Origin of the sequence: Sphaerochaeta sp. (assembly GCF_050256055.1) — a bacterium.
Taxonomy (GTDB): Bacteria; Spirochaetota; Spirochaetia; order Sphaerochaetales; family Sphaerochaetaceae; genus Sphaerochaeta.
Genome location: NZ_JBFWIJ010000008.1, coordinates 63,079 through 89,040, shown reverse-complemented (window position 1 = coordinate 89,040; position 25,962 = coordinate 63,079). Strand labels below are relative to the sequence as shown.

At 53.0% G+C, this 25,962-nt stretch carries 23 protein-coding genes; 11 read left to right on the top strand and 12 right to left on the bottom strand.

Annotated features, from left to right (window positions below):
- Positions 1-251 precede the first annotated feature (251 nt).
- Complete coding sequence (locus AB7C91_RS05045) at positions 252-530, top strand: RNA-binding protein (protein ID WP_332446585.1); 279 nt, start codon at positions 252-254, stop codon at positions 528-530.
- 50 nt (positions 531-580) lie between these two features.
- On the opposite strand, the gene AB7C91_RS05040 is transcribed toward AB7C91_RS05045, so the two are convergent.
- Genes AB7C91_RS05040 through AB7C91_RS05030 form a run of 3 tightly spaced genes read right to left on the bottom strand, consistent with a single transcriptional unit; the run spans position 581 to position 3,218 of the window.
- The gene (locus AB7C91_RS05040) at positions 581-814 is read right to left on the bottom strand and encodes a DUF1653 domain-containing protein (protein ID WP_332446584.1); all 234 of its coding nucleotides are present in this window, start codon (positions 812-814) and stop codon (positions 581-583) included.
- Positions 808-2,667: a DUF2207 domain-containing protein gene (locus tag AB7C91_RS05035; protein ID WP_428589631.1), complete on the bottom strand. Its 1,860-nt coding sequence runs from the start codon at positions 2,665-2,667 to the stop codon at positions 808-810. Before AB7C91_RS05035 ends, AB7C91_RS05040 begins: the two co-directional genes overlap by 7 nt.
- Positions 2,667-3,218 (bottom strand): LemA family protein, encoded by a 552-nt coding sequence (locus AB7C91_RS05030; protein ID WP_332446582.1) that lies wholly within the window; start codon positions 3,216-3,218, stop codon positions 2,667-2,669. Before AB7C91_RS05030 ends, AB7C91_RS05035 begins: the two co-directional genes overlap by 1 nt.
- A 164-nt stretch (positions 3,219-3,382) precedes the next feature.
- Here AB7C91_RS05030 and AB7C91_RS05025 point away from each other — a divergent pair, with 164 nt between their 5' ends.
- Together AB7C91_RS05025 and AB7C91_RS05020 are read left to right on the top strand one after the other, a co-directional pair.
- On the top strand, positions 3,383-3,853 hold the full coding sequence (locus AB7C91_RS05025; protein WP_332446581.1) for an ArgR family transcriptional regulator: 471 nt from the start codon (positions 3,383-3,385) through the stop codon (positions 3,851-3,853).
- Between the two features lie 70 nt (positions 3,854-3,923).
- Entirely contained in the window at positions 3,924-5,495 is a 1,572-nt protein-coding gene (locus AB7C91_RS05020; RefSeq protein WP_332446580.1) for a glucose-6-phosphate isomerase, read from the top strand.
- A gap of 121 nt (positions 5,496-5,616) precedes the next feature.
- On the opposite strand, the gene AB7C91_RS05015 is transcribed toward AB7C91_RS05020, so the two are convergent.
- The 6 genes from AB7C91_RS05015 to ligA form a co-directional block, all read right to left on the bottom strand.
- The gene (locus AB7C91_RS05015) at positions 5,617-6,564 is read right to left on the bottom strand and encodes a DMT family transporter (protein ID WP_428589627.1); all 948 of its coding nucleotides are present in this window, start codon (positions 6,562-6,564) and stop codon (positions 5,617-5,619) included.
- Positions 6,540-7,283, bottom strand: coding sequence for an HAD family hydrolase (locus tag AB7C91_RS05010; RefSeq protein ID WP_428589624.1), 744 nt, complete (start codon positions 7,281-7,283; stop codon positions 6,540-6,542). Before AB7C91_RS05010 ends, AB7C91_RS05015 begins: the two co-directional genes overlap by 25 nt.
- Before the next feature lie 481 nt (positions 7,284-7,764).
- Positions 7,765-9,105, bottom strand: a complete 1,341-nt coding sequence (locus AB7C91_RS05005; protein ID WP_332446577.1) for an ATP-dependent 6-phosphofructokinase — start codon at positions 9,103-9,105, stop codon at positions 7,765-7,767.
- Positions 9,102-9,482: a winged helix-turn-helix domain-containing protein gene (locus tag AB7C91_RS05000; RefSeq protein ID WP_332446576.1), complete on the bottom strand. Its 381-nt coding sequence runs from the start codon at positions 9,480-9,482 to the stop codon at positions 9,102-9,104. Before AB7C91_RS05000 ends, AB7C91_RS05005 begins: the two co-directional genes overlap by 4 nt.
- A complete protein-coding gene (locus AB7C91_RS04995; RefSeq protein ID WP_332446575.1) occupies positions 9,473-10,771 on the bottom strand; it encodes an aminotransferase class I/II-fold pyridoxal phosphate-dependent enzyme in 1,299 nt (432 codons plus the stop codon). Before AB7C91_RS04995 ends, AB7C91_RS05000 begins: the two co-directional genes overlap by 10 nt.
- A 65-nt stretch (positions 10,772-10,836) precedes the next feature.
- Positions 10,837-12,939, bottom strand: coding sequence for an NAD-dependent DNA ligase LigA (gene ligA / locus AB7C91_RS04990; protein WP_332446574.1), 2,103 nt, complete (start codon positions 12,937-12,939; stop codon positions 10,837-10,839).
- A 101-nt stretch (positions 12,940-13,040) separates the two neighbouring features.
- Between ligA and AB7C91_RS04985 the strand changes: the two genes are divergently transcribed.
- Genes AB7C91_RS04985 through AB7C91_RS04950 form a run of 8 tightly spaced genes read left to right on the top strand, consistent with a single transcriptional unit; the run spans position 13,041 to position 24,134 of the window.
- A complete protein-coding gene (locus AB7C91_RS04985; protein WP_332446573.1) occupies positions 13,041-15,002 on the top strand; it encodes a molybdopterin cofactor-binding domain-containing protein in 1,962 nt (653 codons plus the stop codon).
- Entirely contained in the window at positions 14,999-15,550 is a 552-nt protein-coding gene (locus tag AB7C91_RS04980; protein WP_332446572.1) for a 2Fe-2S iron-sulfur cluster-binding protein, read from the top strand. The genes AB7C91_RS04985 and AB7C91_RS04980 overlap by 4 nt, the downstream gene beginning before the upstream one ends.
- Positions 15,534-16,421 (top strand): FAD binding domain-containing protein, encoded by an 888-nt coding sequence (locus tag AB7C91_RS04975; RefSeq protein ID WP_428589617.1) that lies wholly within the window; start codon positions 15,534-15,536, stop codon positions 16,419-16,421. The genes AB7C91_RS04980 and AB7C91_RS04975 overlap by 17 nt, the downstream gene beginning before the upstream one ends.
- A 20-nt stretch (positions 16,422-16,441) precedes the next feature.
- On the top strand, positions 16,442-19,903 hold the full coding sequence (dnaE, locus tag AB7C91_RS04970) for a DNA polymerase III subunit alpha (RefSeq protein ID WP_332446570.1): 3,462 nt from the start codon (positions 16,442-16,444) through the stop codon (positions 19,901-19,903).
- Between the two features lie 39 nt (positions 19,904-19,942).
- Entirely contained in the window at positions 19,943-20,599 is a 657-nt protein-coding gene (locus AB7C91_RS04965; protein ID WP_332446569.1) for a YggT family protein, read from the top strand.
- Between the two features lie 4 nt (positions 20,600-20,603).
- On the top strand, positions 20,604-22,691 hold the full coding sequence (gene recG / locus AB7C91_RS04960) for an ATP-dependent DNA helicase RecG (protein WP_428589613.1): 2,088 nt from the start codon (positions 20,604-20,606) through the stop codon (positions 22,689-22,691).
- 59 nt (positions 22,692-22,750) lie between these two features.
- On the top strand, positions 22,751-23,332 hold the full coding sequence (gene rsmD / locus AB7C91_RS04955) for a 16S rRNA (guanine(966)-N(2))-methyltransferase RsmD (protein WP_332446567.1): 582 nt from the start codon (positions 22,751-22,753) through the stop codon (positions 23,330-23,332).
- The gene (locus AB7C91_RS04950; protein ID WP_428589609.1) at positions 23,304-24,134 is read left to right on the top strand and encodes an acyl-[acyl-carrier-protein] thioesterase; all 831 of its coding nucleotides are present in this window, start codon (positions 23,304-23,306) and stop codon (positions 24,132-24,134) included. Before rsmD ends, AB7C91_RS04950 begins: the two co-directional genes overlap by 29 nt.
- Here AB7C91_RS04950 and AB7C91_RS04945 read toward each other — a convergent pair.
- From AB7C91_RS04945 to lspA, 3 genes are read right to left on the bottom strand one after another with little or no spacing between them, the layout of a single operon-like run.
- Entirely contained in the window at positions 24,127-25,143 is a 1,017-nt protein-coding gene (locus AB7C91_RS04945; protein ID WP_428589606.1) for a hypothetical protein, read from the bottom strand. The genes AB7C91_RS04950 and AB7C91_RS04945 overlap by 8 nt on opposite strands.
- A 5-nt stretch (positions 25,144-25,148) precedes the next feature.
- Positions 25,149-25,436 (bottom strand): leader peptide processing enzyme, encoded by a 288-nt coding sequence (locus AB7C91_RS04940; RefSeq protein ID WP_332446564.1) that lies wholly within the window; start codon positions 25,434-25,436, stop codon positions 25,149-25,151.
- Positions 25,429-25,956 (bottom strand): signal peptidase II, encoded by a 528-nt coding sequence (gene lspA / locus AB7C91_RS04935; protein ID WP_332446563.1) that lies wholly within the window; start codon positions 25,954-25,956, stop codon positions 25,429-25,431. Before lspA ends, AB7C91_RS04940 begins: the two co-directional genes overlap by 8 nt.
- Positions 25,957-25,962: the final 6 nt, after the last annotated feature.

Genomic DNA, 25,962 nt, shown 5'->3' with positions numbered 1-25,962 from the left:
GAATTGCAAGAGTTCAGCGAAAACGGATTGTCAAGGGGAAAACCGAAATTTTGCAGAGAGGAAGAATTGACAGCCAAAATTGCGCATGATACCGTTCAATTGCTTTCGATTTTGTGTTGCAGCTGGTACGGAATTCCTAATCTTCGCTCGCGTGCGTTACTGAATCACTCCCGCAGACAGGTAAGAGTTCAAGACTGCGCCACATGAAGCAATTATTGAATGACAGGCATGGCCTGTGAAGGATGCTTTGAATGGCAAAGAAAATCTATGTTGGAAACATGAGTTACAACACTTCCGAAGAAGAACTTCGGGACCTGTTCGCACAGTACGGCACTGTCCTGAGTGCCAATATCATCATTGACCGCGAAACCCGCCGCCCCAAGGGGTTCGGCTTCGTGGAAATGCAGGAGGACGCTTCTGCCGACGCCGCAATTTCCCAGTTGGACGGAAAGGAATTCGGTGGACGCAATCTTCGTGTCAACGAAGCAATTGCAAAACCCAGGCCGGCTCACGGCAACTATCGGAACTAACGCAAACGTAAAGATTCAGTAACGGGAACGGAGCCGCAAGGCTCCGTTTTTCAGGTCTTCGTGTGCTCAGAAATGAAGCTGAATCGTGGTTTCACCACCCCTTCTGATTCAACCGACTCACAGAACATCGTATAGGGACGTACCCAAAGATAGGCAGTCCCAATCGGTCGATAGAGCACCATCGTCTCCAGGCTCTCACTATCGATGACGGTGTCGACCACCTCATACATGCCCCCCTTGAAATGCCGGTACAAACCCTTTTTCATCGGTTTGGGAACTACCATGCACCACCTCCCCCACCGCCGAAACCGCCTCCACTGAAACCACTGGAACCGAATGAGGAGAGGATCGGGGAACGTGCGCCACCGCGGGCCTGGGGATAGATGGCATGCTCCATGACCGTGGAATGCAACCTATGGGAGAGCACGCTGTAGAATAACGCATCCTGGACAGGATGCATGCCGTTATACCACGTGGGCTCCGGCATATGGATGGAAGCGAACTTTTTCGCCCAGGTATCCTCAAGGCCGAGGACGATGGCATATCCCAACACATGGTAAAACAATTGGGGATCGGTATCGATCATCATCTTCAGCTTATCGATTTCCACTTTGCTGATGAATTCGCGATACCCGACAATTTGCTCAAGCATGAGCTGTGCATACATGCTGCGTTTAGCCGTCACCACTGTCAGGAAACCCAAATATGCAGGAACAAGCACCAACACAGGAGCAAACAACACCGAATACAGCATGCCGTTTCCAATGACATAGTACTCCATCACCCATGCAATGACGATCATGAGGATGCAATACAGGGCCAAAGCGAAAAATTTGAGGACCTTCCTGAAGGTTGAACTGATCACCCAGACGGCGGACAACCTACTGGCAACCAGTACAGTTACCACCATGCTGAAAAAGCCGACGACCATCAGCAATACCGTCTCGGCTGCCAGATAGGTAATTGTGGAAGCAATGGCAAACAGCACGGCAAGAGCCGCACCATAGAGCATGGCATACACCCGCTTTCGCTCGGCTACACGGTCTTTCAGAATACGCTCACCCTTGAAGTACGAGCGCACATCACCTTTGGCCTTGGCCAACGCTATGGCGAACTTCCCCTGTTCCAGTTGTTTGAGCGTTACCGACGATCCATCCCCGCAGGCAAAGAACGCATCGAACAACCGCAGTTCATGCATCTTGTCCGTCTTCGGTTCACGGATCTTGGTGAAGAGGAATTCCTTTTTGCCTTGTTCCTCAATGCGCAGACAACCTTGGTCGGCCCAAAAGAAAAGCATGCTGGTCAAATCCTTATTGTCTACCACCCCGTCGGCAAGATAGCCGACCTCAAGCGGACTCAGCTCATCTGGCGGTTCAAAACGAACGACCGGAACAAACAACGCTTCACGGCCATACCGTCTGAACAGGATTGTTGCATGAACGCATCCGGCAAGGGCAAGCAAGAGGACAACCACCGAAACAGGGATGGTGTAATCGACAAACGGCTTGACGGATGAGAAATACCCTTGTTCCATCTGCACGCGCAGAGTCAACGCTTCACCGACTTGCAGGTTGTCCGCCTTTCCGGTGATGGTCCTTCGGTCACTGCTGATACTGTAGGTTCCCCGCTGCAGGGTCGAACCATAGGCCCCTCCGGTCAAAAACACCAGGGAGGGGTCGATCGGTTTGGGGAACGTGACACGGAAGGTGAAATTCTGGATCGGAGCCTGCCAACCCGGACCAATCAGATTATAATAGAGCTCATCGTAGGAATCATTGCGGTCATCACCGACGGCATAGTTGTATGCAAGCCGGTACTCCTTCCTACCGACGACCGTCTTGTCTGCAGATCCGAGTCGGAAAGTCACATAATCGGCAGAGGTGGAGTCTTCGATGATCGGTTCGTTCGCGGTAAGGTCCGTCAATTTCACCCGTACCTTACCGAAACGGATCGGGATCTCCCGATAAATCCCATGGCGGGGTATGGAGAAATTTGCCACAATCTGTTCAGAAACCGAATAACTGTTGTCCAGGGCAACATCCATGGCAAAGTCATACTGCTCGAAGACATAGTCCTGTGCCGAAAGCAAGGAGAGACCGAAGAAGAGCAATACAAAGGCCACTGCCATCCGTTTCATCAGAATTTGACCTCGACGCGGGCACGCGCCTCTTCCTCAATGACAAGGTATGGTTTCTTGGCAAAATGGGCGATTGATGCAATGACCGAGGAAGGGAACACCTCACAAATGGTATTCAGTTGCTTGATGATGGCATTGTAGTACTTCCTGGCCATCAAAAGCTGCTCCTCTATCTTCTGCAGCTGCTGCTGAAGATCCAGAAAACCTTGGTTGGCTTTCAGGTCCGGATATGCTTCACTGAGGGCGAAGAGAGACTTGAGGGTGGAACTGAACGCCTGGTTGGCCGATTCCTTGTCTTCCATGGTGGTGGCGCTCATTGCCTTGTTGCGGGCCTCGATGACCGAGGTGAGGGTCTTTTCCTCGTGCTTTGCATACCCTTTGACCGTCTCGACCAGATTGGGCACCAAGTCATAGCGCTGTTTCAGATGTGCATCAATGGCCGACTCGGCTTCTTCACCTTGGTTGCGCAACCGAACATACCGGTTGTACACGCTGATACCATACAAGACAAGCAGCAGAAGCACCGCAAGCAGAATATACAAAATTGTCATACAATCCTCCTCTCTTCCTATACCAATTGGTAGCATGCAACAACGCCGGACATCGGTCAAGAGCAAGACAAAAAGAGAACAGCAAAGCTTGTCACGAAAGCAATTGTACTGTATCTTTATTCGTGTAAATCGCATAAATATTCCATTTCAGGAGAAGCCAAACCATGAGGGAACGACATAATCGGTTGGCGGTTGTCAAGGAACTGATCAAAAACAATCGAATCGACAATCAGGACACCCTGCTGGAGATGCTTAGGTCAGAAGGGTACAACGTTACCCAGGCCACGCTCTCCCGCGACCTGAAGATGCTGAAGGTCGGCAAGATAAGCGACGGTTGGTCCGGTTACTACTACAGCCTTCCGGAAAACGACTTGATCAGCGAATCTGAGAAGAGTTATATCCAGGATGTACGCAGAGGAATCCTTTCCATCGAATTTTCCGGTAATTTCGGGGTCATCAAGACAAGGCCCGGCCATGCCAATTCCGTCGGCATCGCCTTGGATGTACTGGCCATCCCTGAAATCCTGGGCACCCTTGCCGGTGATGACACGATTTTTGTCATCCTCAGGGAAGGTATGACCAAGGAAGATCTGCAGGAAAGTTTCAAGACCCGCATCCCCGACATCGAGGAATGACCGTGCTTGTATCGCAGTGCCCCTCCGTCTACAATGGAGGGGCATTCGTGTACCATAAGGAGAAGCAGAGATGACTTTCAAAAATCTTGATACCACCGGCGCATTCGATGCGCTTTCCCATCTTCAACCGGGAAATCCCAAAACATTGCTGAATGCAGAACGCATCAAAGCATACCAAGCTCCTGCCGGGGCGGGCATCACCTACCAATATGCGGCCATGCCTGTACAGGAAGAACATTTGCAACTTCTTGCCGCATTGGCCGAAGAACAGCAGCTGATCAGCAAATACCAGGCTCTGCTGGACGGAGAAGTGATGAACACCGGAGAAAAGCGATTGGTTCTCCACCAACTCACCCGTGGGCAGATCGGCAAGAATGTGATTGCAGATGGGGAGAACAAGGCTACGTTTTATCAAGAGCAACTCAAGGAAATTGAGCGTTTCTCCGACCAGGTTCGTACCGGAAAGCTGACGGGCTCCACCGGTAAGCGCTTCACAACCGTGGTACAGATCGGAATCGGCGGCAGCGACCTGGGCCCGAGAGCCCTCCATCTTGCCCTCAAAGGCTGGTGCAGCGCGCAAGACATCACATCTCTGGACGCCCGGTTCATCAGCAACGTGGACCCTGATGACGCCCAGGCGATCATTCGTACCCTCGATTTGGAACGAACCTTATTCATTCTGGTTTCCAAGAGCGGAACCACCTTGGAAACGCTTACCAACCGAGATTTGGTGATCGATGCAATCAAACAGGCCGGAATCCATGGACTTGATCCTTCACAACACATGGTGGCGGTCACCAGCAAAACCAGCCCGCTTGCCCATTCCGGCTCGGTGCGTCAGGCCTTCTTCATCGACGACTACATTGGTGGCAGGTACAGTTCTACCAGCGCCGTTGGGGCCGTGGTACTTTCCCTGGCTTTCGGATTCGATACCTTCAAAGCCCTGCTTGCCGGAGCACATGAAGCGGATCTACAGGCCCTCAAGCCTTCCATCAAGGAGAATGCAGCCTTGCTCGACGCCCTGCTCGGTGTCTACCTGCGCAACGTGCTGCACTATCCGAGCACCGCAATCCTCCCCTATTCCCAGGCACTCAGCCGATTCCCCGCCCATCTGCAGCAATTGGACATGGAGAGCAACGGCAAGCATGTGAACAGGGACGGGCAAAACCTGTCCTATCCCACCGGTCCGGTCATTTTCGGTGAACCGGGAACCAACGGCCAACACTCCTTCTACCAGTTGCTCCATCAAGGGACCGATATCGTACCGTTGCAGTTCATCGGTTTCTCCAAGTCCCAGTATGGCAAGGATGTTCTGGTGGAAGGCTCGACCAGCCAAGCCAAACTCAACGCAAACCTCATCGCCCAGATTGTGGCATTTGCTCGCGGCAAGGAGGATGCAAACCCGAACAAGTGCTTCGCAGGGAACCGACCTGCAAGCCTGTTGTATGCCGACCGTCTCGACCCGAAGGTTCTCGGAGCCTTGCTGGCCCATTACGAGAACAAGGTGATGTTCCAAGGTTTCTTATGGAATCTGAACAGTTTCGACCAGGAAGGCGTACAGCTGGGCAAGGTCCTGGCCACCAAAGTCCTCAACGGCTGTGAGGGCGATGCAGTGCTCAAAGCCTTTACCGAACTGCTGTAGAAATCCTTGGATTACGGTGGTTTCAACCATCAGGTTCCTGTTTCCGTTTTGCTTCGGGAAATCAGGGACCTGATTTTTTTTGACTCAATACAAATCCGTGCAATACCGATGTCCGGCAACCTCAATGATGCAGCTGAATTTTTGGAGAGGAGTAGGTTACCAGAACAATGCCTGAGACCACCAACAAAAGGGCGATCAGGTATTGGAAACGCAGAATCGATTCGCCCAGGATGAGAGCGGAAAGCAAGGTACCCACCACCGGGATGAGGAAATTGAACACGGTGATGGAACTGACTTTGTTGTGCTTGAGCAGGCTGGTCCAGAGGGAAAACGCCACGGCACTCAGGCCTGCCATATAGAGCAGCAACAAATAGCCCCATACCGAACTGCAAGGAAAGGATGCTCCGCCAAGCAAAGCGAGAACCAAGAGGATCGTCCCTCCCAGAAAGAGTTGCAAGGCGGTCAGCAGCACGGGATCGATGCGTCGACTCGTCCGCTTGCTGAACAAGGCACTCAGACTCGTCAAAAAGGCTGCAATCAGAACAAATCCTTCGCCTTGCACCGAAAATGAGAAGCCAAAGCCTGATTGCAGGTTTACCAATACCACCGAAAGGAATCCAATGAAAATCCCCACGCCCTTCCTTACCGAGATATGGTCGTTGGCATACACCAAATGGGACAGGATGGCACTGAAAAACACCGAGGATGCATTGAGGATCGAACTTTTCGCCCCGGTTGTGTAGGAAACCCCGACATAGAAGAAATAATAATGGATGGTGGTCTGCATAAGGGCAAGCAACAGCACCTGCAGCCATGCACTCCCGCCCAGCGAGCGGATCGATTGCTTCTCTCCTTTCTGGAATGCCCGGAACATCAGTACCAGCAATCCAGCAAAGGCAAATCGAAGACCGGCAAATGCCAATTTGGCCGGGGTATCGTCAAAGCCAACGGCAAACAGTTCATACCCCAGCTTGATCGAGGGATAGGCGCTTCCCCAAAGAATGGCACAGAGACTTGCCAGAAGTGAGGCAAGCACCGGGTTGCTCAAACGCGACGAGGTTGTGGGCATACCGCAAGCTCCTTGCAAAATCGCATCAGGTCCTCGAAGGAACCTTTTCGGTAGGAATCAATTGAATTTGCACCTTCATTGATCAGGCAATCGGTCACCAAATACACATCCATCCCCAGTTGGGCCGGAGCCATATCCTCGGTCACATCATTTCCGATCATCAGGCAATTCCGTGCAGGAACCTGAAGACGGGAAAGAATTTCCTCATAATAGCCGAGTTTCGGTTTGGTGAAGGAACAATCCTCATAGGTGGTGATCAGACTGAACTGTTCGCTGGTGAGTCCGGCCCATCCAAGACGTGCCCAGGTGCCCTGCCAAGGGAATACCGGAGTGGTGGCCAGTACCACCGTGTACCCTTTTGCACGCAACTCCTCCACCAAGGCCGATGCCTGGGTGGTAGGATTTGCATGGAGTCTGAGCTGATTGAATTCCTCTGCATAGAAGGATGCAAACTGCTGATTGAAATATTCATTGTCAACGGCGCTGATCTCAGCAAAAACTTGGTCGAACCGTTGCTTGTTGGTCATGCTCCCGTCATTCTCCAGCATGGCTGCCAGGCCAGCCTGCAGTGCGGCAAGCATGCGTTTAGGCGCATAGCCCAGCTGAGAACAGCGTTCGGCGAACAAAGTCATATAGCCTTGCATGAATCCTTTCTGATCCAAAGGAAGCAAGGTGCCGTCCAGATCAAGCAAAATGGTGGTAAGCAATGCATCTTCCATTGGCCGATGATACGCCGAATCAAATTCGTCGTCAACAAAGGTATAAAAAAACCCCCCAGGGAAAAGGAGGTTAAACCCTGAGGGGAACAAAAGGAGGTTAGAAAAAATCCGATTTCGTTGCTAACCGACCCAACGGGTGCAGAAGCATGTCGTTCTCTTTCTGAGTCGTACAGTACTGATATCAGAAAAAAACGTCAAGCGGTTTCTTGAAATTTTTAAAAAATTATCCAATCTCTTTTAGTTGCACTACCTTGAATTAGAAATTAAAGTCCCCCATTTTCTAAAAATTATTCAAACTTTGGGAAAATCCTTCACACCGTATCGGATACACCAAGCCAATGGTTTTTCCCACAGTGAAAAACACGTACCAAGCAGGAAATCCGACCAGAGGGTATGTATTCGCAATATAAAAAAGAAGCTGCTTCCAAGGATCGCCCCTTGTCCACAGCCCCTCCATGCTTCCCTGATGCAGGGACTCCGTTCAATCGAACTTGAAGTTCTTCATCGACATGGGTTGGCGGGTATTCTCCAATACATCCCTCCACAAGGAACCTTCGATATCCACATGGTTGCGGCTTGAGACCGCAACCTTGATCGGAAGATGCACAAACCGATTGTGCAACAGGCCGATCAAGGCCTGGGTCTTCCCTGCCATTGCGGCATGCACGGCATGGGCACCCAACCGAGCACAGTAGATGGAGTCATAACTGTCGGCAGGAGCACTGCGGATAATGTAGGAAGGATCAATGTACTTCACATTGGTCTCGATCCCCTCGCGCTTGAAGTACTCGGTGATGCGGTCCTTGAGGAACACCCCGATGTCATGATACTTCACATTTCCCGATGCATCGGTCTCGCTGCTGGGCGGAAGCATTTCCTGTCCTGCCCCTTCACTTACCAGCACCACGGCATGACCGCGGTCGAGAATGCGACGACGCAGATGCTCGAGCATTCCGTTCGGGCCATCGAGGTCGAACGGGTTCTCGGGGATCAAGCAGAAATTCACATCACTTTGGGCCAACGAGGTGTTTGCTGCAATGAAACCGGACTCACGCCCCATGACCTTCACCAAGCCGATTCCATGGATGGAGTTCTTCGCCTCAATATGGGCACACCGTACTACGGGGACGGCCATCTGGACGGCGGTATCGACGCCGAAGGAACTCTGGATGAACGAGAGGTCGTTGTCGATCGTCTTGGGAATGCCGATGATGGAGATCTTCAAACCCCGTTTCTTTACTTCCTCATAAATATCATAGGCACCCCTAAGCGTGCCATCCCCGCCGACGGTGACCAGGATGTTAATGTTCAACCGTTCGAGCGAGTCGACGATCTCCTCAACCTGTTTGCCGCCACCGCGGGCAGAGCCGAGGATGGTACCGCCTTTCTCCTGGATGTCGTCAACCACATCGGGATCAAGGGGGATCAAGGGCCAGGGACTGTTCTCCAACAGACCTTGATAGCCGTACTGCACCCCGCTGATCCTTCGCACCCCATAGCGGTACCAGAAACAACGAACCACTGCACGAATGACATTGTTCAAACCGGGACAGATACCACCGCAGGTGGCAATGGCGGCATGGACATGGGCAGGATTGAAGTAGATCTTCGCCCGTGGCCCGGCGACCTCAACCGTCTCCTCGTGTCGGGGAACCGGATGCCCGTTCTCATCGATGTCGGTATCTATACTGAACAGGATATGATCATCATCATTGACGTAATCGGCCTGCCCATCATTCTGGGTGGTACTCATCATGATCGGGGAAGAGATCTTGGGTTCTCCCAGACTCGGAATCGAAAAATCCAACTTGTTTGTGGTCACGCTTCACCTCCGTTGTGATCTTGGCCCTCAAGCAGGACCGCCACATCCTGCTTGAATCGGGTAAACGGCACCTGAATATCCGCTTTCGCCTGTTTCTCGAATACACGATACAGCTCGAGATAGTGTACGGCGAATTCGGTAAGCGTGGCGCCGTCGCGACTGGAGCCCCCCTTCCGTCGATGCAGAACAGGCACTCCCAAACTCCGCTCCAGGTGTTGCACCATGGCAAACGCCTTGGAATAGGATATGCCCAATTCCGAGGCAGCCTTGCGCAAGGAATTGTGCTGCGCCACTTGGTCCAGCAACCACAGCACCCCTATCCCCATGAATTTGTTGCCTTCCTCATCGACGAGGTAGAGCTTTGTCTTTAGTTCCATGCTTCTCCTGCCGCCCGGTAGACCAAATCCACCAGTTCAGGAATCTTATCACATTCCACCGAACAATAGGCAAGTCGGAGGGTGACATCGGCAATGTTGATGCACCCCACCTGATAGTTCTCCAGCAGATGCCGTCTCAACGTCTCTGCACTGCCTTTACATTTGAAAGCCATGAAGTATCCACTGTTGAACGGATGGGGAACCAAGAGTGTATTGCCCTCATATGCTCGCAATGCCTGTTTGAGCGTGCGATAGCGCCTCTCCATCTCCGCCCTGGCATGTTCCTTGTCCGCCTCATAGCGCGCACCGTCCTTCATTGCCTTGAGCAAGAGACTCTGGCCGGGACGATCGCAGTTGGAAACCGTACTGCGGATGATCCCGAGCGTCTTCTTGTTCAGCGCATCGAAATGCGCCTCGGTAAGGCCCTTTCCGCCATAGGTGATGAACCCGATGCGGAATCCCCAGACCATATCCTCCTTGGTTGCAGCATCACATTTGACCGGAAAGATGTTGGGATGGGCGTCACAGAGATAGGAGAACAGACTTTCCCGTGCAGTCTCCTCTTCGAAGAAAAGACCAAAATAGGCATCATCACTGATGACCATCAACTGCATCCCGTCCTCAGCCAACTCAACCAAGGCTTGGGCGATGCGCTGCATCTCATCCTTCGAGGGAGTGTAGCCGGTGGGGTTGTTGGGGAAATTGAGCAGAACCCTGGCCTTCCGGCTGGGGATGGAGGCAAGTGTTTTCTGCATTCCCAAAACATTGAAGGCCCCGTCGGCCGTATACAAGGGGAAGGTCACGATCGAACCGTTCGCTTGATGGGCGAAGATCAACTCATAGTTGTCCCAAGCCAGATCAGGGATGACCAGTGTATCCCCTTCCTGAAAGAACAGCTGGGCGAGCATGCCCAATCCATGGGTAAGTCCGGAGGTGACGATGGGCAGCGAGATCTGCTTTCCTTGCAATGAGGGATTCTTTTTCAGAAGCTGTTGTTTCCAGAGGGATCTCAGCTGCTGATCCCCGCCTCCCGGGGCATAGGAAAAAAGTTCGGAGGGCTTGAAGGCGTTTTCCGCAAACTGGCTGTAGATGTCGGTCAGGTACATCGGCTGTCCCTGTGATGTCGCCATCCCGATGGTGGCATTAAACCGAGTTGCTTTTTGGCCGGCTTCGGCGCTCTGGGCGACGATCCCCTTGGGGAAAAACATCCTCCGCCCGACGTCGGAGAGCATTGCGTCCACAATGGTAGCGTGCAACGTCTCATTCAGTTCTTTGGCAAGTGCGTGCATAACGTGTCCTCCTGCATATAGGTATGGGTATATACGTTTTCGGGAAAAATGTCACTAAAACCAGTCTAAAAAGAGAATTCGCCTTGTTTTTCCTCTTCAGTGGGCGTTTGTTCGAGCATGGACAGAAACGTCTGCTCGTCTACAATCGTGATGTTGAGGTTTCGTGCCGCATCCAGTTTGCTTCCGGCACCGGAACCTGCAAGCAGATGCGTGGTCTTTCCGGTTATCGAGGAGACGGTCCGGCCTCCGCGTCTGGTCACTTCATCCATCGCCAATGACCGTGGATTGAAATGGGTGAAAGAACCGGTGACGCACCAAACCTGGCCGGCGAACCGTTGATCAATGCTCATCGGCTCTCCTGCGTCCTGCTCCATCTTCAACCCCACGGCGGAAAGCGCTTCGATACGCTTGAGCATCACAGGATCCTGCAACGCATCAATGTACATTCGGGCGCTTTTCATCCCTACCTGCTTGATGGCGACCAATTGCTCGATATCATTGCTGCGAGCCACCTCGAGCAGCTTGTCCATGCTGTCCAAGCCCGCGTTGATAAGAATCTCGGCGCCTTTCTTCCCCAATTCGGGAATTCCCAAAGCCACCAACACCCGTTTGAAGCTTTGGTTCTTGCTTTTCTCAATTCCTTCCTCGATCAAGCGGATTTTCTTTTCCCCAAACCCGGGTTGGTCGCACAGGGCTTTGCGATAATCGATCGTATAGAGATCCTGGACATCCTGCATCAGCCCGAGTTCAAACAAGACGGACGCCGTCTCCGGACCAAAATTCTCAATATCCATGGCCTCTTTGGAAATGAAAAACTCGATGCGACCCTTCACCTGGGCGGGACACTGTACATTGGGGCAGAACGTATGCGCCCCCTTCTGGACCAATGGGGTGGAACAGACCGGGCATGTGGGGGGCATATGATAGGTACCATCCGACTGTTCATTCTTCTCGATCACCCGCTCCACGGCAGGGATGACATCCCCGCGGCGCGAGATCTCCACACTGTCACCCAAGCCCAATTCGAGCATGTCGATGTAGTCCTGATTGTGCAAGGTGATGTTGCTGATGATCGAACCCGCTACTTGCACAGGCTTGACCCGAGCCACCGGGGTTACCCGTCCGGTGCGCCCCACTTGGATGTCGATGGCCTGCACCACTGTCTGCGCCTGCGGCGATTCGAACTTGTAGGCCATTGCCCATCGGGGATGGTGCTCCGTATAGCCCAGACTCTCCCGCAGGGCCAACTCGTCAACCTTGGCCACCAATCCGTCAATCTCGTACGGGAGGGAGGAGCGGGCGGCGGTATGCGCTTTGATATAGGAACCGATCTCGGCAAACGAACCGGCAAACCCCTTGAGACCGGCCCGTTCCAGATTTGCTCGTGATGTTTGTGCATCCCTGGTGAAATACCCCATGTTGGGGTTGATGCAAAAACCGTAGGAAGCCAAGGTTGAGAGAATCAGCAGATGATTGCCGATTTGCCGGTCATCCTCCCAGAATCCCTCATAGACAAAGATCTGCAGGGGAACCTTTGCCACCTCACTGCTCTTGATCCTTCTGATCGTCCCCGCCGCAAGGTTGCGGGGATTGGCATAGGGAACGTCCATCTGCTCATTCAGAGCGGAAAACGATTGCCTGGGAAGATAGACTTCTCCCCTGACTGCGAGCTTTCTGGCGACCGGAATCCTCAGGGGTACCGAACGTATCGTCTTCACGTTCGCCGTCACATCATTGCCCACCGTCCCGTTTCCCCGGGTAACGGCTCGCACCAGAAGGCCTTCCTCATAATAGAGAACGATGGAAATCCCATCAATCTTTTCCTCAATGACGATGCCCACATCCTGCGATACCTTATGTTCCGTCTTTTCAATCCAGGCAAGCAACTGCGCATCACTGTACGCCTTGTCCAAACTGAGCACGGGAATGGTATGGCGTACTTCAGGAAACGAGGAGTCAAGGTCGCTGCCCACCCGTTGAGTGGGTGAATCCTGGCGTCTGAGCTGCGGATGCTCGGTCTCCAAGGCAACAAGACGATCAAAGAGATGGTCATAGGCAAGGTCGCTGACCAACGGACGGTTGTCGACATAATAGGCCTGTTGATAGCGCCTCAATTGTTCAATCAGATCCTCGACCTCTTCTTCCAACGTATCATAGTGTGCATTCATGCCCTTGATTGTACGGTGTGACCGTCCCCAATTGCAAGCAAGGGTTGCATTGCTTCTCCCTGCCGTCCATGGTATCTTTCATAGGCAAGAGAGGAATCGGTATGGCAGAGAGAAAACCATCGACAAGCAAGGTAACGATGCTCCACGGGATGGTCATCACCTCCTCAATCGATGCCGGTAGGATTGAAGAGATTTCCCTGCCCGAATTCGACAACAATTTCGTATTGGTTACCACCCGGGACATTCCGGGAACCAACCGGGTACGCACCTTGGACGCTTCGGTGCCGCTGCTTACCTCCTCAACCATTTCCTATTACCAGCAGCCGATCCTCGCCCTCTTCGGGTATGACAGCGAATCGGTGCAGCTCAAGAGCAAGGAGATCAACATCTCCTACCAGTTGCCCAGCCAAGAAGCTGAAATCCAGCCGCTGATAGAGACCACACCCTACACCTATCGCTTCGGGAATCTCGATGAAGCTACGGCAGCTGCGGATCTTTCCAGCATTGAACGCACGTATCGGTTCTCCGGAAGCGACTACCTGAGCAACACGCTCACCCGTATCAATGTGGAGATGGAAGGGGACCTTCTGCACATCTATACTCCGACGCAATGGCCGAACCATGTTCGGGAAACGGTCAGCGACACCACAGCGATCCCCAAACGCAAGATCATCATCCACCGCCTCCCCTTCTATGCTCCGCATGATGAAATGCTGACCTCCCCTTCCTCGCTTTGCGCATTGGCATCCATCGCCTGCATCAAAGGCAATTGCCCGGTTGAATTGCTGTGCAAGGTGGAAAGTTACCGGCCCGAGCTCTCGATCACCCGAAAAAGTTGGTACTTCGCCGATGGGAGGGTGCAGGCCGAGGATATCCGGGTGCAAGTAAACCAGGGCTGCGAACCCATGTTCAGCGACGAAATGGCCAACCAGCTCATCGCCGGGCTGGTCCCGATCTACAGCCTTACAGCATTGAGCATCTCCATAGTCTTCGCCACCAGCAACACTGCACCGGCCCATTTCTTCGGGGATCTCGGCTACAGCGATGCACTGTGCAGTACGGAAAGCCATTACTGCCATTTGGCCAAACTCACGGGGTACAACCCGCTTTCCTGGAGGTTGAAGTTCGCCATTGACAGTCCCAGCCACAGTCAGGTGATCCGATCGGACAAATACGCCAAACTCAAGGACATGATCACCGAAGTCAGCAACAGTTCCGACTTCCAGCGCAAGAGTGCGGCCTATGAGATGCAACGGCAGATGCGGGTAAAGCTCTCCACTTTCTTCAATTACAGCAGGGGCATCGCCCTTACCTGCGGGTCGGGCATCAGCGGATTCTCCAGCGAATGCCGTTCTCTACCCCAGCAGCCTGTGCAGATCACCCTCAATCCAAACAACAAGGTCGAGGTGAACACTTCCTTCTACAACAATGGTTCCAGCGCTGAAATCTGGAAGCAGATCATCAGCGAGGAACTGGGGGTCTCCAAGAACGATATTTCCTTTGTCGAGGAACAGAAGGACATGTTGGACAGCGGTCCTTCCGTCTTGGCCGCCAACAGCGGCAGAATGCCGACCCAAATCCTCAGGGCATGCAACCAGATCAAGGAAAAACGCTTTGTCCAACCATTGCCGATTTGTGAGAGCGTCCTTTCTCCCAAACAGCCGGGGACCAAGGGTTCCTTGTTTTTCAGTAACAGCTGGGTGGCGGTCGCCTTGGAACTGGAGGTCGATTCGGTCACCCTTCAGCCGTTGGTACGCTCTGTCTGGGCCTCGGTATCCCTTTCCCGGATCTTCGACGAACAGAGTCTGAAGAGCAAAATCCGACATACCATCGTCACTACACTCCGGGAAGCGGGGGCTCTGCTTTCCCATCGCAGTGATTTCGATATCGTCATCACCATCAAGGGTGACGGAGAGCAAATCTCCTCCTCCATCACCAGCGCCCTGAAAGGAGTGGTTACAGCAGCTTTCATTTCAGCGGTCGAACAAGCCATGCTCTCCTCCCCGTCGAAGGTTCCCGTCGACGGAGCAACATTACTGAGGGCCATGCGAGGCAAATCATGAAAATAGAATGCACCATTGACGGGAAGGCCCTTTCGCTCTCCGTCAATTCCAACAAACCGCTCTCCTTGATCCTCATGGAGGATGTGGGGAACAAATCCATCATCAGCCATTGCAAGGGAAAAGCCTGCGGCAATTGCATCGTACTGCTCAACGACGAAGCGGTGCTGAGTTGCGTCATTCCCGCCTTCAGGCTCAAGGATGCCGTGATCAAGACCTTCGAGAGCTATCAGAAAACCCGGCAGTATCGGGATATAGAACGCGCTTATGAGGCTACCGGCAATACTCCGTGCCCGAACTGTTATGCATCCAAGACCTTGATCATCGAGTCGATCCTGCAGGAATCAACCAACAACAGCCGGGTCAGGCTCCTGGGCCGGAACAATCCGCCTTTGCAGAATCCCGGCGAGGAAGAGGAGAAACTGGACAAGAAGGATCTCATCCAAGAGCTTTCGCTGAATACCTGCCAATGCATGGACATGTCCGAGCTTCTGCAGATCGTTGAGATCGCCCTGACCTACAGGAGGCGCAAGCGTGTACGAAGGAATTAGGTCTCCGGTCATTCATACCCCCAAAACCTTGGGGGAGTTCGCGGCCATCGCCGCACGTTACCCGCAGGCAAGGATCTGGGCGGGTGGTACCTATCTGATGAGCCAGAAGGACTATTATCCCAGCGAGGTCAAAGATGGGATCATCGACCTCGGATTGGTGGATGAACTAAAGAAAATCACCCGAAACGACCGGTTCGTAGAAATCGGGGCCATGGTCACCGCCAGCCAGCTGCTGTACGCCGGTCGGCTTGTGCTTCCCCCAATCCTCCAGGAAACCCTGAAGACCTTGGCATCCCGGATCGTTCGCCGCCAGGTCACCATCGGCGGTTCGCTCTGTGTCCCGGATGTCCGCCTTCCCCTCTCCACCACCCTAGCCGTATTGGATGCGATGGCGGAAGTGAAATACTATCAGAATGGAAAGATATCAACCCATTGGATACCCATAGCCAAACTGTATGACAAGGACGGCAAGTTGCTCCTGGGAGCCCAAAAGGCGCTGCTTACCCGCATCCGCATCGGGTTGGATTACGGTGACTATCAGAAGTTCATCATGGTCGAAGACCCTATCCGCACAACTGAGGAATGTGTTATAGTTGCGTTCCAAGCCACACGGGCGCAGAATACCCTTACCAAGGTGCAATTCTGCATTACCTTTCCCAGCAAGGCCTATCATATCAGCAAGGACCTTGAGTCGAAACTGTCGGGGCAGACCCTCCCGATTCATCCAGAACGGGTCAACACGCTCTCTTATGAGCTGGTAACTGAACTTACCAAAATGCATTCAGCGATCAGCGACCTGCAGCTTGAACGGGGAAGAAGAATTTTTGAATCCTTCCTGCATGAACTCAATGCCCAGTCGCTCTCCAGCTGAGCACGTGGAGTACGAGATACATGTCCGAACCCGAAACCATCGAGATGCAGAGTTCCTTCGTCCATCTGCACAACCATACCGATTTTTCCCTGCTCGACGGAGCCGCTCCGATCCCCCGCTATATGGAGAAAGCAAAGCGCTTGGGGATGAAGCATCTTGCCATCACCGATCACGGCAATATGTTCGGAGCCCTGCGCTTCTATAATGCGGCCAGGGATGCAGGGATCAATCCGATCATCGGTTGCGAGTTTTACTGCAATCCTGCCTCCCATACCGAGCGGCCGGCCTCAGGAGGCAGACGCACCAGCCAATACCACCTCATCTTGCTCGCAATGAATGAGACTGGGTACCACAATCTGATGGAACTCAACTCCATCAGCTATACGCAAGGGTTCTATTTCAAACCACGCATCGATGATGCGCTGTTGGTCAGCCATAATGAAGGATTGATCTGCCTGTCTGCTTGTCTTGGAGGCGAGATCCTCCAACATCTGCTCAACGACCAATATGACCTGGCAAAACAGCGTGCACAGTGGTTCGCCTCGGTTTTTGATGACGGACGGTATTATTTGGAGATGCAGGACCACAATCTCGCCGAACAGAAGAAGACCAACCCCCTGCTCAAGCGCATCAGTGAGGAAACGGGCATCCCATTGGTCTGCACCAACGACATCCACTACATCGAGCAGAGCGATGCCAATGCCCAGGACCTCCTGCTGTGTGTGGGAACCAACGCAAAGAAGAACGATCCAGATCGAATGCGCTTCCCCAACCAAGAGTTCTACATGAAGAGCGAAGAGCAGATGCAGGAACTCTTCAGCTGGTGTCCCGAGGCAGTGGGAAATACACGCAAAATCGCCGAGCGATGCCACCTCGAGATCAATTTCCCCGGTCCCCTGCTCCCCGATTTCGCCGTTCCCGAGGCGTTTTCCGATACAGCGGATTATCTGCGCCATCTCTCCAATGAAGGCCTCAAACAACGGTATCCCCAGGTTACCGAGGCGCTGCAGAAGCGACTGGACTACGAATTGGACACCATCATCAAGATGAAGTTCGAAGGATACTTCCTCATCGTCATGGATTACATCCGTTGGGCGAAGGAACATGGCATCCCCGTAGGTCCCGGCCGCGGCTCGGGAGCAGGTTCCCTGGTTGCCTATGCCATCCAGATCACCGATGTCGATCCGATCAAGTTCAATCTGCTCTTCGAACGCTTTCTCAACCCAGAACGGGTCAGCATGCCCGACTTTGACATCGACTTCTGCTTCGAACGCAGGCAGGAAGTCATCAATTACGTGACCGAACATTACGGGACTGAACGGGTCGCCCAGATCGCCACCTTCGGGACCTTGAAGGCAAAAGCGGTGGTCAAGGACGTGGCACGGGTGTTGGACATCCCCTTCGACGAATCGAATGCCATCTGCAAACTCATTCCTGATGATCCCAAGATGACTCTGTCCAAGGCATTTGAACAGAACAGCGAACTCGGGGAATTGGAAGCCAAAGGCGGCATTTACGCCGAACTCTTCGATGCTGCACGACGCCTGGAAGGGCTGAACCGACACACCTCCACCCATGCCGCAGGCGTAGTCATCGGCAAGGAACAGTTGATCAACTACGTTCCGCTGTATCGTGATGCAAAGACCGGAGCCATTTCCACCCAATATACAATGGACCTCATCGAGGAATGCGGTTTGGTCAAGATGGACTTCCTGGGACTGAAGACACTGACGCTGATCAAGCACACCGAGGATCTGATCCACAAGAAAGACCCATCCTTCACCATCAACGCCATCGACGAACAGGATCCCAAAACCTTTGCCATGCTGTGCAAAGGGGACAGCACCGCCGTGTTCCAGTTTGAAAGCCAGGGAATGCAGAACATCCTCAAGGAAGCAAAACCTTCCAATATCGAGGATCTGGTCGCCTTGAATGCACTCTATCGTCCCGGCCCGATGGCATACATCCCCCAGTTCATCAACTGCAAGCTCGGTAAACAGCCCATCACCTACGCAAATCCCGAGCTGGAAGAGGAACTGAAGACCACCTATGGGGTCATCGTGTATCAGGAACAGGTCATGAAGGTGGCCCAGATCATCGCAGGATACTCGCTGGGCAGCGCAGACATCCTCAGACGCATCATGGGTAAAAAAAAGGTTGCCGCCCTGGAAAAGGAGAAGGTAAAGTTCGTCGCCGGAGCGAAGGCATTGGGACGCAGTGAACAGCACGCCATCGAAATCTTCGAAATGCTCGAGCCGTTCGCCGGTTACGGATTCAACAAGAGCCATGCCGTCGCTTATTCGGTTGTCGCCTACCAGACAGCTTTCTTGAAGGCCAACTATCCGGCGGAATTCTGGGCTGCGAACCTAACCAATGAAATGGGCAGCCCGGACAAGTTCAGTGAATACCTGCAGGTTGCCAAGGACCAAGGACTCGAAATCCTTCCTCCTTCGGTCAACTACTCGGACAAGCATTTTTCGGTCGTCGACGGGAAAATCGTCTATGGTCTTGCCGGTATCAAGAATGTCGGGGAAGGCGTGGTCGAGCTGCTGGTACAGGAACGGGAGGAGAGGGGCCCCTTCAAGGACCTGCTTGACTTCCTCACCCGCCTGGATGCAAAGGCAATGAATACCAAGCTACTGGAGTCCTTGATCAAGGCCGGTGCCTTCGACAGTTTGGGAACCAACCGACCCACGCTGCTGGAAAACCTCGGCGATGCCATTGCCTACGTTCAGAAACGGAAGGAAGCCACCGCTTTCGGCCAGATCTCCCTGTTCGACGAAGAAACCGAAGCAGCGATGGAGACCTTTTCCCTGCGTCCGGTCGACGACTGGAAATTGCCTGAGAAACTGGAGATGGAGAAAGGTCTTCTCGGCTTTTATATTTCCGGACATCCCTTGGATGCCTTCGCCCAAGCCATCGCCCAACGGGTAACGGTCAATACAGCATTCCTGGATAAAGTCCCGTTTTCCCGACCGACGAACATCATCGCCATGATCAGCTCAATCAGGCCTTTTACCACCCAAAAGGGCACGATGATGGGCTTTTTGCAGCTCACCGACCGGAATGCCACCTTCGATGCAACACTATTCCCCAAAATCTTCGACCAATACCGTGACATACTGCATGTCGACGGCATTTACGGATTCGTCGGTAAATTCGACAATTCCCGGGGCAACGACAAAATTTCCTATCTGATCGAACAGGTGTTCACAGATCCGAATCAGCTTGCACCGATTGCCGTAAGCCGATGTCACATAGAACTGGAGAAATCGTTCTGCAATACCGAACGTATTTTCCAATTGCGGGATACCTGCCTCAGTTGGGGGGGGAGTTGCACGGTATTGCTGCATTTCACCCAAGAGGGCGAAGAAACCGGTATGACCGTGGAATGTGGAAGGGAATTTTCCACCCGTTATTGCGATGAGTTGGAAACAGAAATGAAAGAAAATCCGGCAGTCCTGCAAATTTGGTTCGACTAACGGAAAAAACTTCGATATCTTGAAAGATGGAGGAATACCATGAACCAAACCTTCTCTCAAAGCGGGATAGCGAGTGCAACGGCTGGATCGAACATTTTCATGACCATCGCCTCGATCGCTGCCAGTCTGCTCTCGTTCTATTCCTTGTTGATCTGGCTCAGGATCGTCCTCACGTGGATACGGATTCCCGGACAGTTGCAGGAGAATCCCCTTTCCTACTATCTGGGCAAGATCGTCGATCCCTATCTGTCCTGGTTCAAGGGAATCGAAAGCCTCAGACGAAGTCATTTCGATCTGACCCCCTTGGTGGCACTTGGCGTCCTGTCGGTCGTGCAATCCATGCTCCGCTTATATGGTTCCTATGGGAAACTGACTGTCGGCATGGTTTTCGCTTTGGTCCTGCAAACCTTGTGGTCCTATTTGATCAGCCCGATATTCTGGTTCTTGATCATCCTTTTGGGCATCCGTTTGTTCTTTTGCTTCAAACGAAGTCCCCAGACGATCGGGTACATCACCATGCTTGACTCCATGATCGGATCAGTGATGAACTGGGTACAGCGGCTCTTCTATCCCAAGAAGGCTATCAATGACCGTCAGTTGGTCATCACCAGCTTGGTTTTCTTCATCGTGTTGTACATTCTCAGCTCCTTGCTTCTGCGTTTCTTGATGGGATTCTTCGCCGGCTTGAGCTTCTAAGGCCATGGAATACCTGCGAAACCTGCAGACAAGCATCACTGCCTTGAGCGGCGTCGGCCCCAGTGCAAAAGAGGCCTATGCAGAACTGGGGATTGCAACCTACAGTAACCTGTTGCTGCTCTCCCCCCGGACCTGGGAGGACCGCAGCCAGATTCAACCGCTCTCCCATCTTTCCGATGGACAAATGGCCAATACCCTCGTACAGGTACTTTCCCACTCCTACTTCGGCTTGAAGACCGGCAAGAAACGTACCCTGAAAATTCTTGTACGTGATGTATCGGGTTTAGGCGAAGGGCGGTTGAGCCTCTTATGCTTCGGCCGCAACTTTCTGGAAAAAACCATCAAGATCGGACGCATCTACTACCTCTATGGTGCAGTCACCTCTCACCGGGGGGAACTGCAATGCAGTCAATTCGAGCTGTATCCCGCCACTGAGGATGGGGATTGGCCCAAACAATTCGGGAAAATCCTTCCGATCTATCCACTGCGCGGATCACTCAGCCAGCGCTTGATCAGGGCGAATATGCAAGCCATCCTCGCAGGGGTCGACCGATTTGCTGATGAGCTGACACCCTCGATGAACGAGCGGCTGAACTTGATGTCCACGGATCAGGCCATCAGGACCTATCACTTTCCCAAATCGATCGAAGAGTTGCAACATGCCCGTAGGACTTTGGCCTTCAGCGAATTATTCTATCTGCAATTGGTCGCCCGCAGGCACAAGGGTCTGGCGCAACGTCTGGCACCAAAAGGACCAAGCATTCCGACCAAGCTGGAACTGAAATGCATCGAACGCCTTCCGTTCAGTTTGACGACTGACCAGCTGGCCAGTCTGAAGGAGATCAGGCAGGACCTGGATAGTGAGCTCCCCATGAACCGCCTGCTGCAAGGTGATGTGGGAAGCGGGAAGACCTTGGTGGCTTGGATCAGTGCCCTGCATGTACTCTCCCAAGGTGGTCAGGCGGCTTTCATGGCACCGACGGAACTACTTGCCCGACAACATGCAGAGTCGGGGTTTGCCCTGCTTTCCGAATTGGGGATCCGCCTTGCATTCCTTACCGGTTCGGTAAAGAACAAGGAACGAAAGCTGCTGCTGGAGGCAATCAGACAAGGGGAAGTGGACATCGTCATCGGCACCCATGCACTCTTCTCTGCTGAGGTCGTGTTCAAAAATCTTCGGTATGTCATCATAGATGAACAGCATCGGTTCGGAGTCGAGCAGCGGCTCGCCCTCCTGGGGAAAGCCCAGGTCCCCGATCTGCTCTTGATGACCGCCACCCCGATTCCCCGCACCCTTTCTCTGACGGTATTCGGAAATCTGAATGTATCGACCTTGAAGACGATGCCGGTCGGACGCAAGCCCGTCATCACCCATCTGGTGAATGAGCAGAGCAGAAAACGGATGTACCAAGCGGTTGGGGTTGAGTTCAAACGAGGACATCAGGCCTACTTCGTCTATCCCCGTATTGATGACAGCGGAGAGAGCGAACTCAGGGATGTACAGACCATGTTCGAGTTCCTCAAGACCGAGTACCCTTCGGTTCCTTCCGCCTTGATGCACAGCAAATTGGATGAGGAGACCAAAGTGTCGATCCTCAAGCAATACCAGGCGGGGACCCTTGCCTATCTGGTGTCGACCAGCGTGGTGGAAGTGGGCATCGACATCCCCAATGCAACCTGCATGGTCATCGAACATGCCGACCGGTTCGGGCTGTCAGCCCTCCATCAGCTCCGTGGTCGGGTGGGACGATCCACCTTGCAGTCCTACTGCTTTCTTGTTTTCGGGGATGCTTTGACCGAGGAAGCAAAACAACGACTGAAGGTCATGAAGGAATCGAACGATGGCTTCTCTATCGCCGAACAGGATCTCATGATCCGCGGCCCCGGAGAAATCGCAGGAACCAAGCAGTCGGGATACCTGAAACTGGCCTATGCATCCCTTTCTGACGACCTGCCTTTGATCGAGCTGGCCAGGGATGAGGCTGATCGAATACTTTCTGAAGATCCTGGTTTGCTCAAAGCGGAACATGAACCGATCCGCACCACGCTTGCCATAGCTCCTCCCTTCGACGAGGAACACGGCGAAGGGTGAAGCGGCAACTTGCACAACCTTCCTCCATTAACTATCATCCTAGCCATGAGGTGTGAACTATGCGCATAACCGGAGGCATCTATCGGGGAAGGACGGTCGCCTGTCCTCCAGGAATCATTCGACCTGCAATGGATATGATGCGAGAGTCCTTGTTCTCGATTCTGGGAAATCTCGAGGGAAAAAGTTGGCTTGATCTGTTCACCGGCAGCGGATGTGTCGGCATCGAGGCCGCAAGCCGCGGAGCGAGTCCGGTGCATCTGGTGGAGAAGGATCGGGGAAAAAAGGCTACGATTCAGGCAAACATCAGCATGGTGGAAAGCGAGATCAAACTATTCATGGCCGATGTACATCGTTTCATCCCCACGGCGAAATGCCAATATGACATCGTATACGCCGACCCACCCTTCCCGATGCACGGGAAAGTGGGGCTGGCCGAGTCGGTCGACAAGCAGCACCTATTGACCGAAAACGGGTTGTTCATCATCCATTATCCCAGTGAGGAAAAAGGCCAATGGCCACAGCGGATCGGAAATCTGGTTTGTTACGACCAGCGCAAATATGGAAGAAGCACCTTGCGCTTCTACCGCAACACCAAGGAAACAGGAGAAACGGATGTCCAGGGAAACGGCAATGATCGATGACGGCAACGTGGCGCACAGCGCCTTCACCACCTACAGCTATGAGACCGATTGCTTTGCCGAAGCACGCCTGGCTTTCTACTTCCAAATAGTCCAGGAAGTCGCTGGTATGCACGCCGCCCAACGAGGTTGTTCGATTCCAGCCATGCACAAGGAAGGAAAGACCTGGGTGATCACCCGCAGCCATATGGAGGTATTCCGCTACACGCAATGGCCTGAGCCCATCACCGTAGAGACTTGGGCACAACAACCGATCCGCCTGCATCTGCCCCGAGCCGTGAAGGGATATGATGGACAAGGCAATCCCCTGTTCGTCGCCAAAACCCACTGGGCGATCCTTGACCTCGATACCGCGAGGCCCTGTCGGCCGTTGGATATGAGTCTGCGCATCGGACTTCCCCCCTTGGAGGACGAGGCCCATCATTTGGACATGAATCTGCCCAAGCGCAGCGTGCTTGAGACAGGAGAACTGACTCATGTATCTGCATACAAACCATCAATCGCCTATCTCGATACCGACCGAAATCACCATGTCAACAATATTTCCTATTTGAACTGGGCATTGGAGAGTCTTCCCCCCGAATTCCGCAACCGCTACAAAGTTGTCATAGCTGATCTATCCTTCCAGCGCCAAACCTTCCTTGGTGATGATTTGACGGTACACACCTTCAGTCTCGATCCCAACGCATTGGAAGCGAAAAATCCACAGCTGGAGCATCAGATCATCCGAACCGAAGCGGACGGTGGTACTACGGTTGTATGGGAAGGAAGCACAAAATGGAATCCTCGCGAAGATCTCAGATGAAGACTTTGCGCAAGGAAGGCTCCTTGCCGAGCAACAGCCCGATCGATTCGCGCACCGGTAGGATGCCTGCCTTTGCATTGGCGCTGAAATAGCAATACCAGCAACTTTCCTCGCTTTTGTAATGGAGATCGCATCCCACGATGTACCGGCTGGCCCATCCCGACTCGGGAACAGTCAGCAGCGGGGCCCGGTAGGAGGGCTTGAAAACCAGCCCGTCCTGACTCTCCAACTGTAGGAGCACCGAATTGGTTCTCCCCAGTTTCTTATCCCAATACATTGCACACTCAAATCCGACAAATCCGTCCTGGGCACGAACCACCTTGATGCTGCCGACCGCCATGTTGCGATACGGATCGTCAGCATTGGGTTGGAGCAGGCATTCGCCTTCATTGGCCAGGGCATACGGCCCTTCCAACGTGCTGGAAAGAGCCAAGGCGAAATATCGGCTGGTTTTCTGATGGGTGTCGGGCAACGCAAGATGAGAAGCCCCGAAATAGAGACGGTATCCACCTGAATCCCTGATGATCTGGGGTCGGGAAATCCTTGGTTTCTTCAATCCATCCTTTGCAAAAGGAATCTGACGGCTGTCCAGAATGATCTTCGGTTCACTGAACAGAATCAAATCGGTCGAGGAACGCATCTCGAACCGACTGTACTGTATCTTTTCCTCCTCCTTCCTACGCAATCTGCCTTTACGCCATGCCGGAAGGGAGGCATTATGCTTCTCGTATACCAGATAGTAGATGCCGTCTTCCTGATATATGGATGGGGAATGGCCGCGCAATTCGATCATTTTCCTGGGTTCCCAGCTGATGCCGTTCTCGCTGATGAAATGCTCGATACCCACCCAAGTATGGCCGAACAGGTGCCATTTGCCATCGGGACTCTCCTCGGGGAACAGAAAGAACGGATCGCAAAGCCGCGGCATATACCAGAGACTGCGAATGACCGGCTCATCGCTGAACGGATACCAGGAAATCTTGGAGAAGGTGGCGAGCGGCAAGTCCATGACCGCTACTCCTTGCGGCGGGGAGGCCGTCTTTTGGGATTGAACAACGGGTCAAGCTTGTCTTCAAGTTTGTACTTGGCATTCATCCATTTGATGATCCTGGAATACACAAAGAAACTGCCTCCGATACTTACCAGGAAGGTCAAACCCAACCAAAGCGGTATCAAGGAGCTGTTGGGATCGACAAAGCGAGTGATCAGCACGAAGCAAATGATGAACAGAATCATCATCAGCAGGATGTTCACCACCGTCGCCGCCAACATGAACCAAAGGGTATTTGTTTTCTTAGACATCATCACCTTCCTTTTTGGGTTGTTCGAACAGAAGACTGAGCGCAAGCAGGATGCCGCTGACCACCAAGGAGGCATCGGCTACATTCCAAGTCGGCCAACGCTCGAATCCGAGGAAACCGTAGACCTTTACGCTGATGAAGTCGACCACCCGGAAATCGCGGAACATACGGTCGATCAAATTTCCGATCCCCCCGCCGAGGAACAAGGCAAGCACCCAACGATGGAAGGATGAAAGCGTAAACTTCCTCGAACCGTAGACAATGCAGACGGCAACCACCAAAGCAAGGGGCACCAGGATGAAGAAAAGGAACTTTACCATCAACGGCAACGAATCGCCCATACTGAAAGCGATGGCCGTGTTGCGTACATGCACGATGGCCAGAAAATCACCAAGGAACCGATACCCCACCGTATTCTCTGCAATATGGGCGACGATCCAAGCTTTGGAAAGCTGGTCGAGCAAGAGAATGAAAACCGTAAGCAGCAAGGGCAGATATCGACTGTGTTGTTTTGGTGCCATAGTGGT

Bases quoted from the DNA above. Each gene is read 5' to 3' on its own strand.
- dnaE (WP_332446570.1), top strand. From the start codon at position 16,442: ATGTCCGAACCCGAAACCATCGAGATGCAGAGTTCCTTCGTCCATCTG.
- AB7C91_RS04945 (WP_428589606.1), bottom strand. From the start codon at position 25,143: ATGGACTTGCCGCTCGCCACCTTCTCCAAGATTTCCTGGTATCCGTTC.
- AB7C91_RS04980 (WP_332446572.1), top strand. From the start codon at position 14,999: ATGAAAATAGAATGCACCATTGACGGGAAGGCCCTTTCGCTCTCCGTC.
- AB7C91_RS05010 (WP_428589624.1), bottom strand. From the start codon at position 7,283: ATGGAAGATGCATTGCTTACCACCATTTTGCTTGATCTGGACGGCACC.
- AB7C91_RS05020 (WP_332446580.1), top strand. From the start codon at position 3,924: ATGACTTTCAAAAATCTTGATACCACCGGCGCATTCGATGCGCTTTCC.
- lspA (WP_332446563.1), bottom strand. From the start codon at position 25,956: ATGGCACCAAAACAACACAGTCGATATCTGCCCTTGCTGCTTACGGTT.
- AB7C91_RS05045 (WP_332446585.1), top strand. From the start codon at position 252: ATGGCAAAGAAAATCTATGTTGGAAACATGAGTTACAACACTTCCGAA.
- AB7C91_RS04950 (WP_428589609.1), top strand. From the start codon at position 23,304: ATGTCCAGGGAAACGGCAATGATCGATGACGGCAACGTGGCGCACAGC.
- AB7C91_RS04995 (WP_332446575.1), bottom strand. From the start codon at position 10,771: ATGCACGCACTTGCCAAAGAACTGAATGAGACGTTGCACGCTACCATT.
- rsmD (WP_332446567.1), top strand. From the start codon at position 22,751: ATGCGCATAACCGGAGGCATCTATCGGGGAAGGACGGTCGCCTGTCCT.
- AB7C91_RS05035 (WP_428589631.1), bottom strand. From the start codon at position 2,667: ATGAAACGGATGGCAGTGGCCTTTGTATTGCTCTTCTTCGGTCTCTCC.
- ligA (WP_332446574.1), bottom strand. From the start codon at position 12,939: ATGAATGCACACTATGATACGTTGGAAGAAGAGGTCGAGGATCTGATT.
- AB7C91_RS05030 (WP_332446582.1), bottom strand. From the start codon at position 3,218: ATGACAATTTTGTATATTCTGCTTGCGGTGCTTCTGCTGCTTGTCTTG.
- AB7C91_RS05015 (WP_428589627.1), bottom strand. From the start codon at position 6,564: ATGCCCACAACCTCGTCGCGTTTGAGCAACCCGGTGCTTGCCTCACTT.
- AB7C91_RS04985 (WP_332446573.1), top strand. From the start codon at position 13,041: ATGGCAGAGAGAAAACCATCGACAAGCAAGGTAACGATGCTCCACGGG.
- AB7C91_RS05025 (WP_332446581.1), top strand. From the start codon at position 3,383: ATGAGGGAACGACATAATCGGTTGGCGGTTGTCAAGGAACTGATCAAA.
- AB7C91_RS05000 (WP_332446576.1), bottom strand. From the start codon at position 9,482: ATGGAACTAAAGACAAAGCTCTACCTCGTCGATGAGGAAGGCAACAAA.
- recG (WP_428589613.1), top strand. From the start codon at position 20,604: ATGGAATACCTGCGAAACCTGCAGACAAGCATCACTGCCTTGAGCGGC.
- AB7C91_RS04940 (WP_332446564.1), bottom strand. From the start codon at position 25,436: ATGTCTAAGAAAACAAATACCCTTTGGTTCATGTTGGCGGCGACGGTG.
- AB7C91_RS05040 (WP_332446584.1), bottom strand. From the start codon at position 814: ATGGTAGTTCCCAAACCGATGAAAAAGGGTTTGTACCGGCATTTCAAG.
- AB7C91_RS04965 (WP_332446569.1), top strand. From the start codon at position 19,943: ATGAACCAAACCTTCTCTCAAAGCGGGATAGCGAGTGCAACGGCTGGA.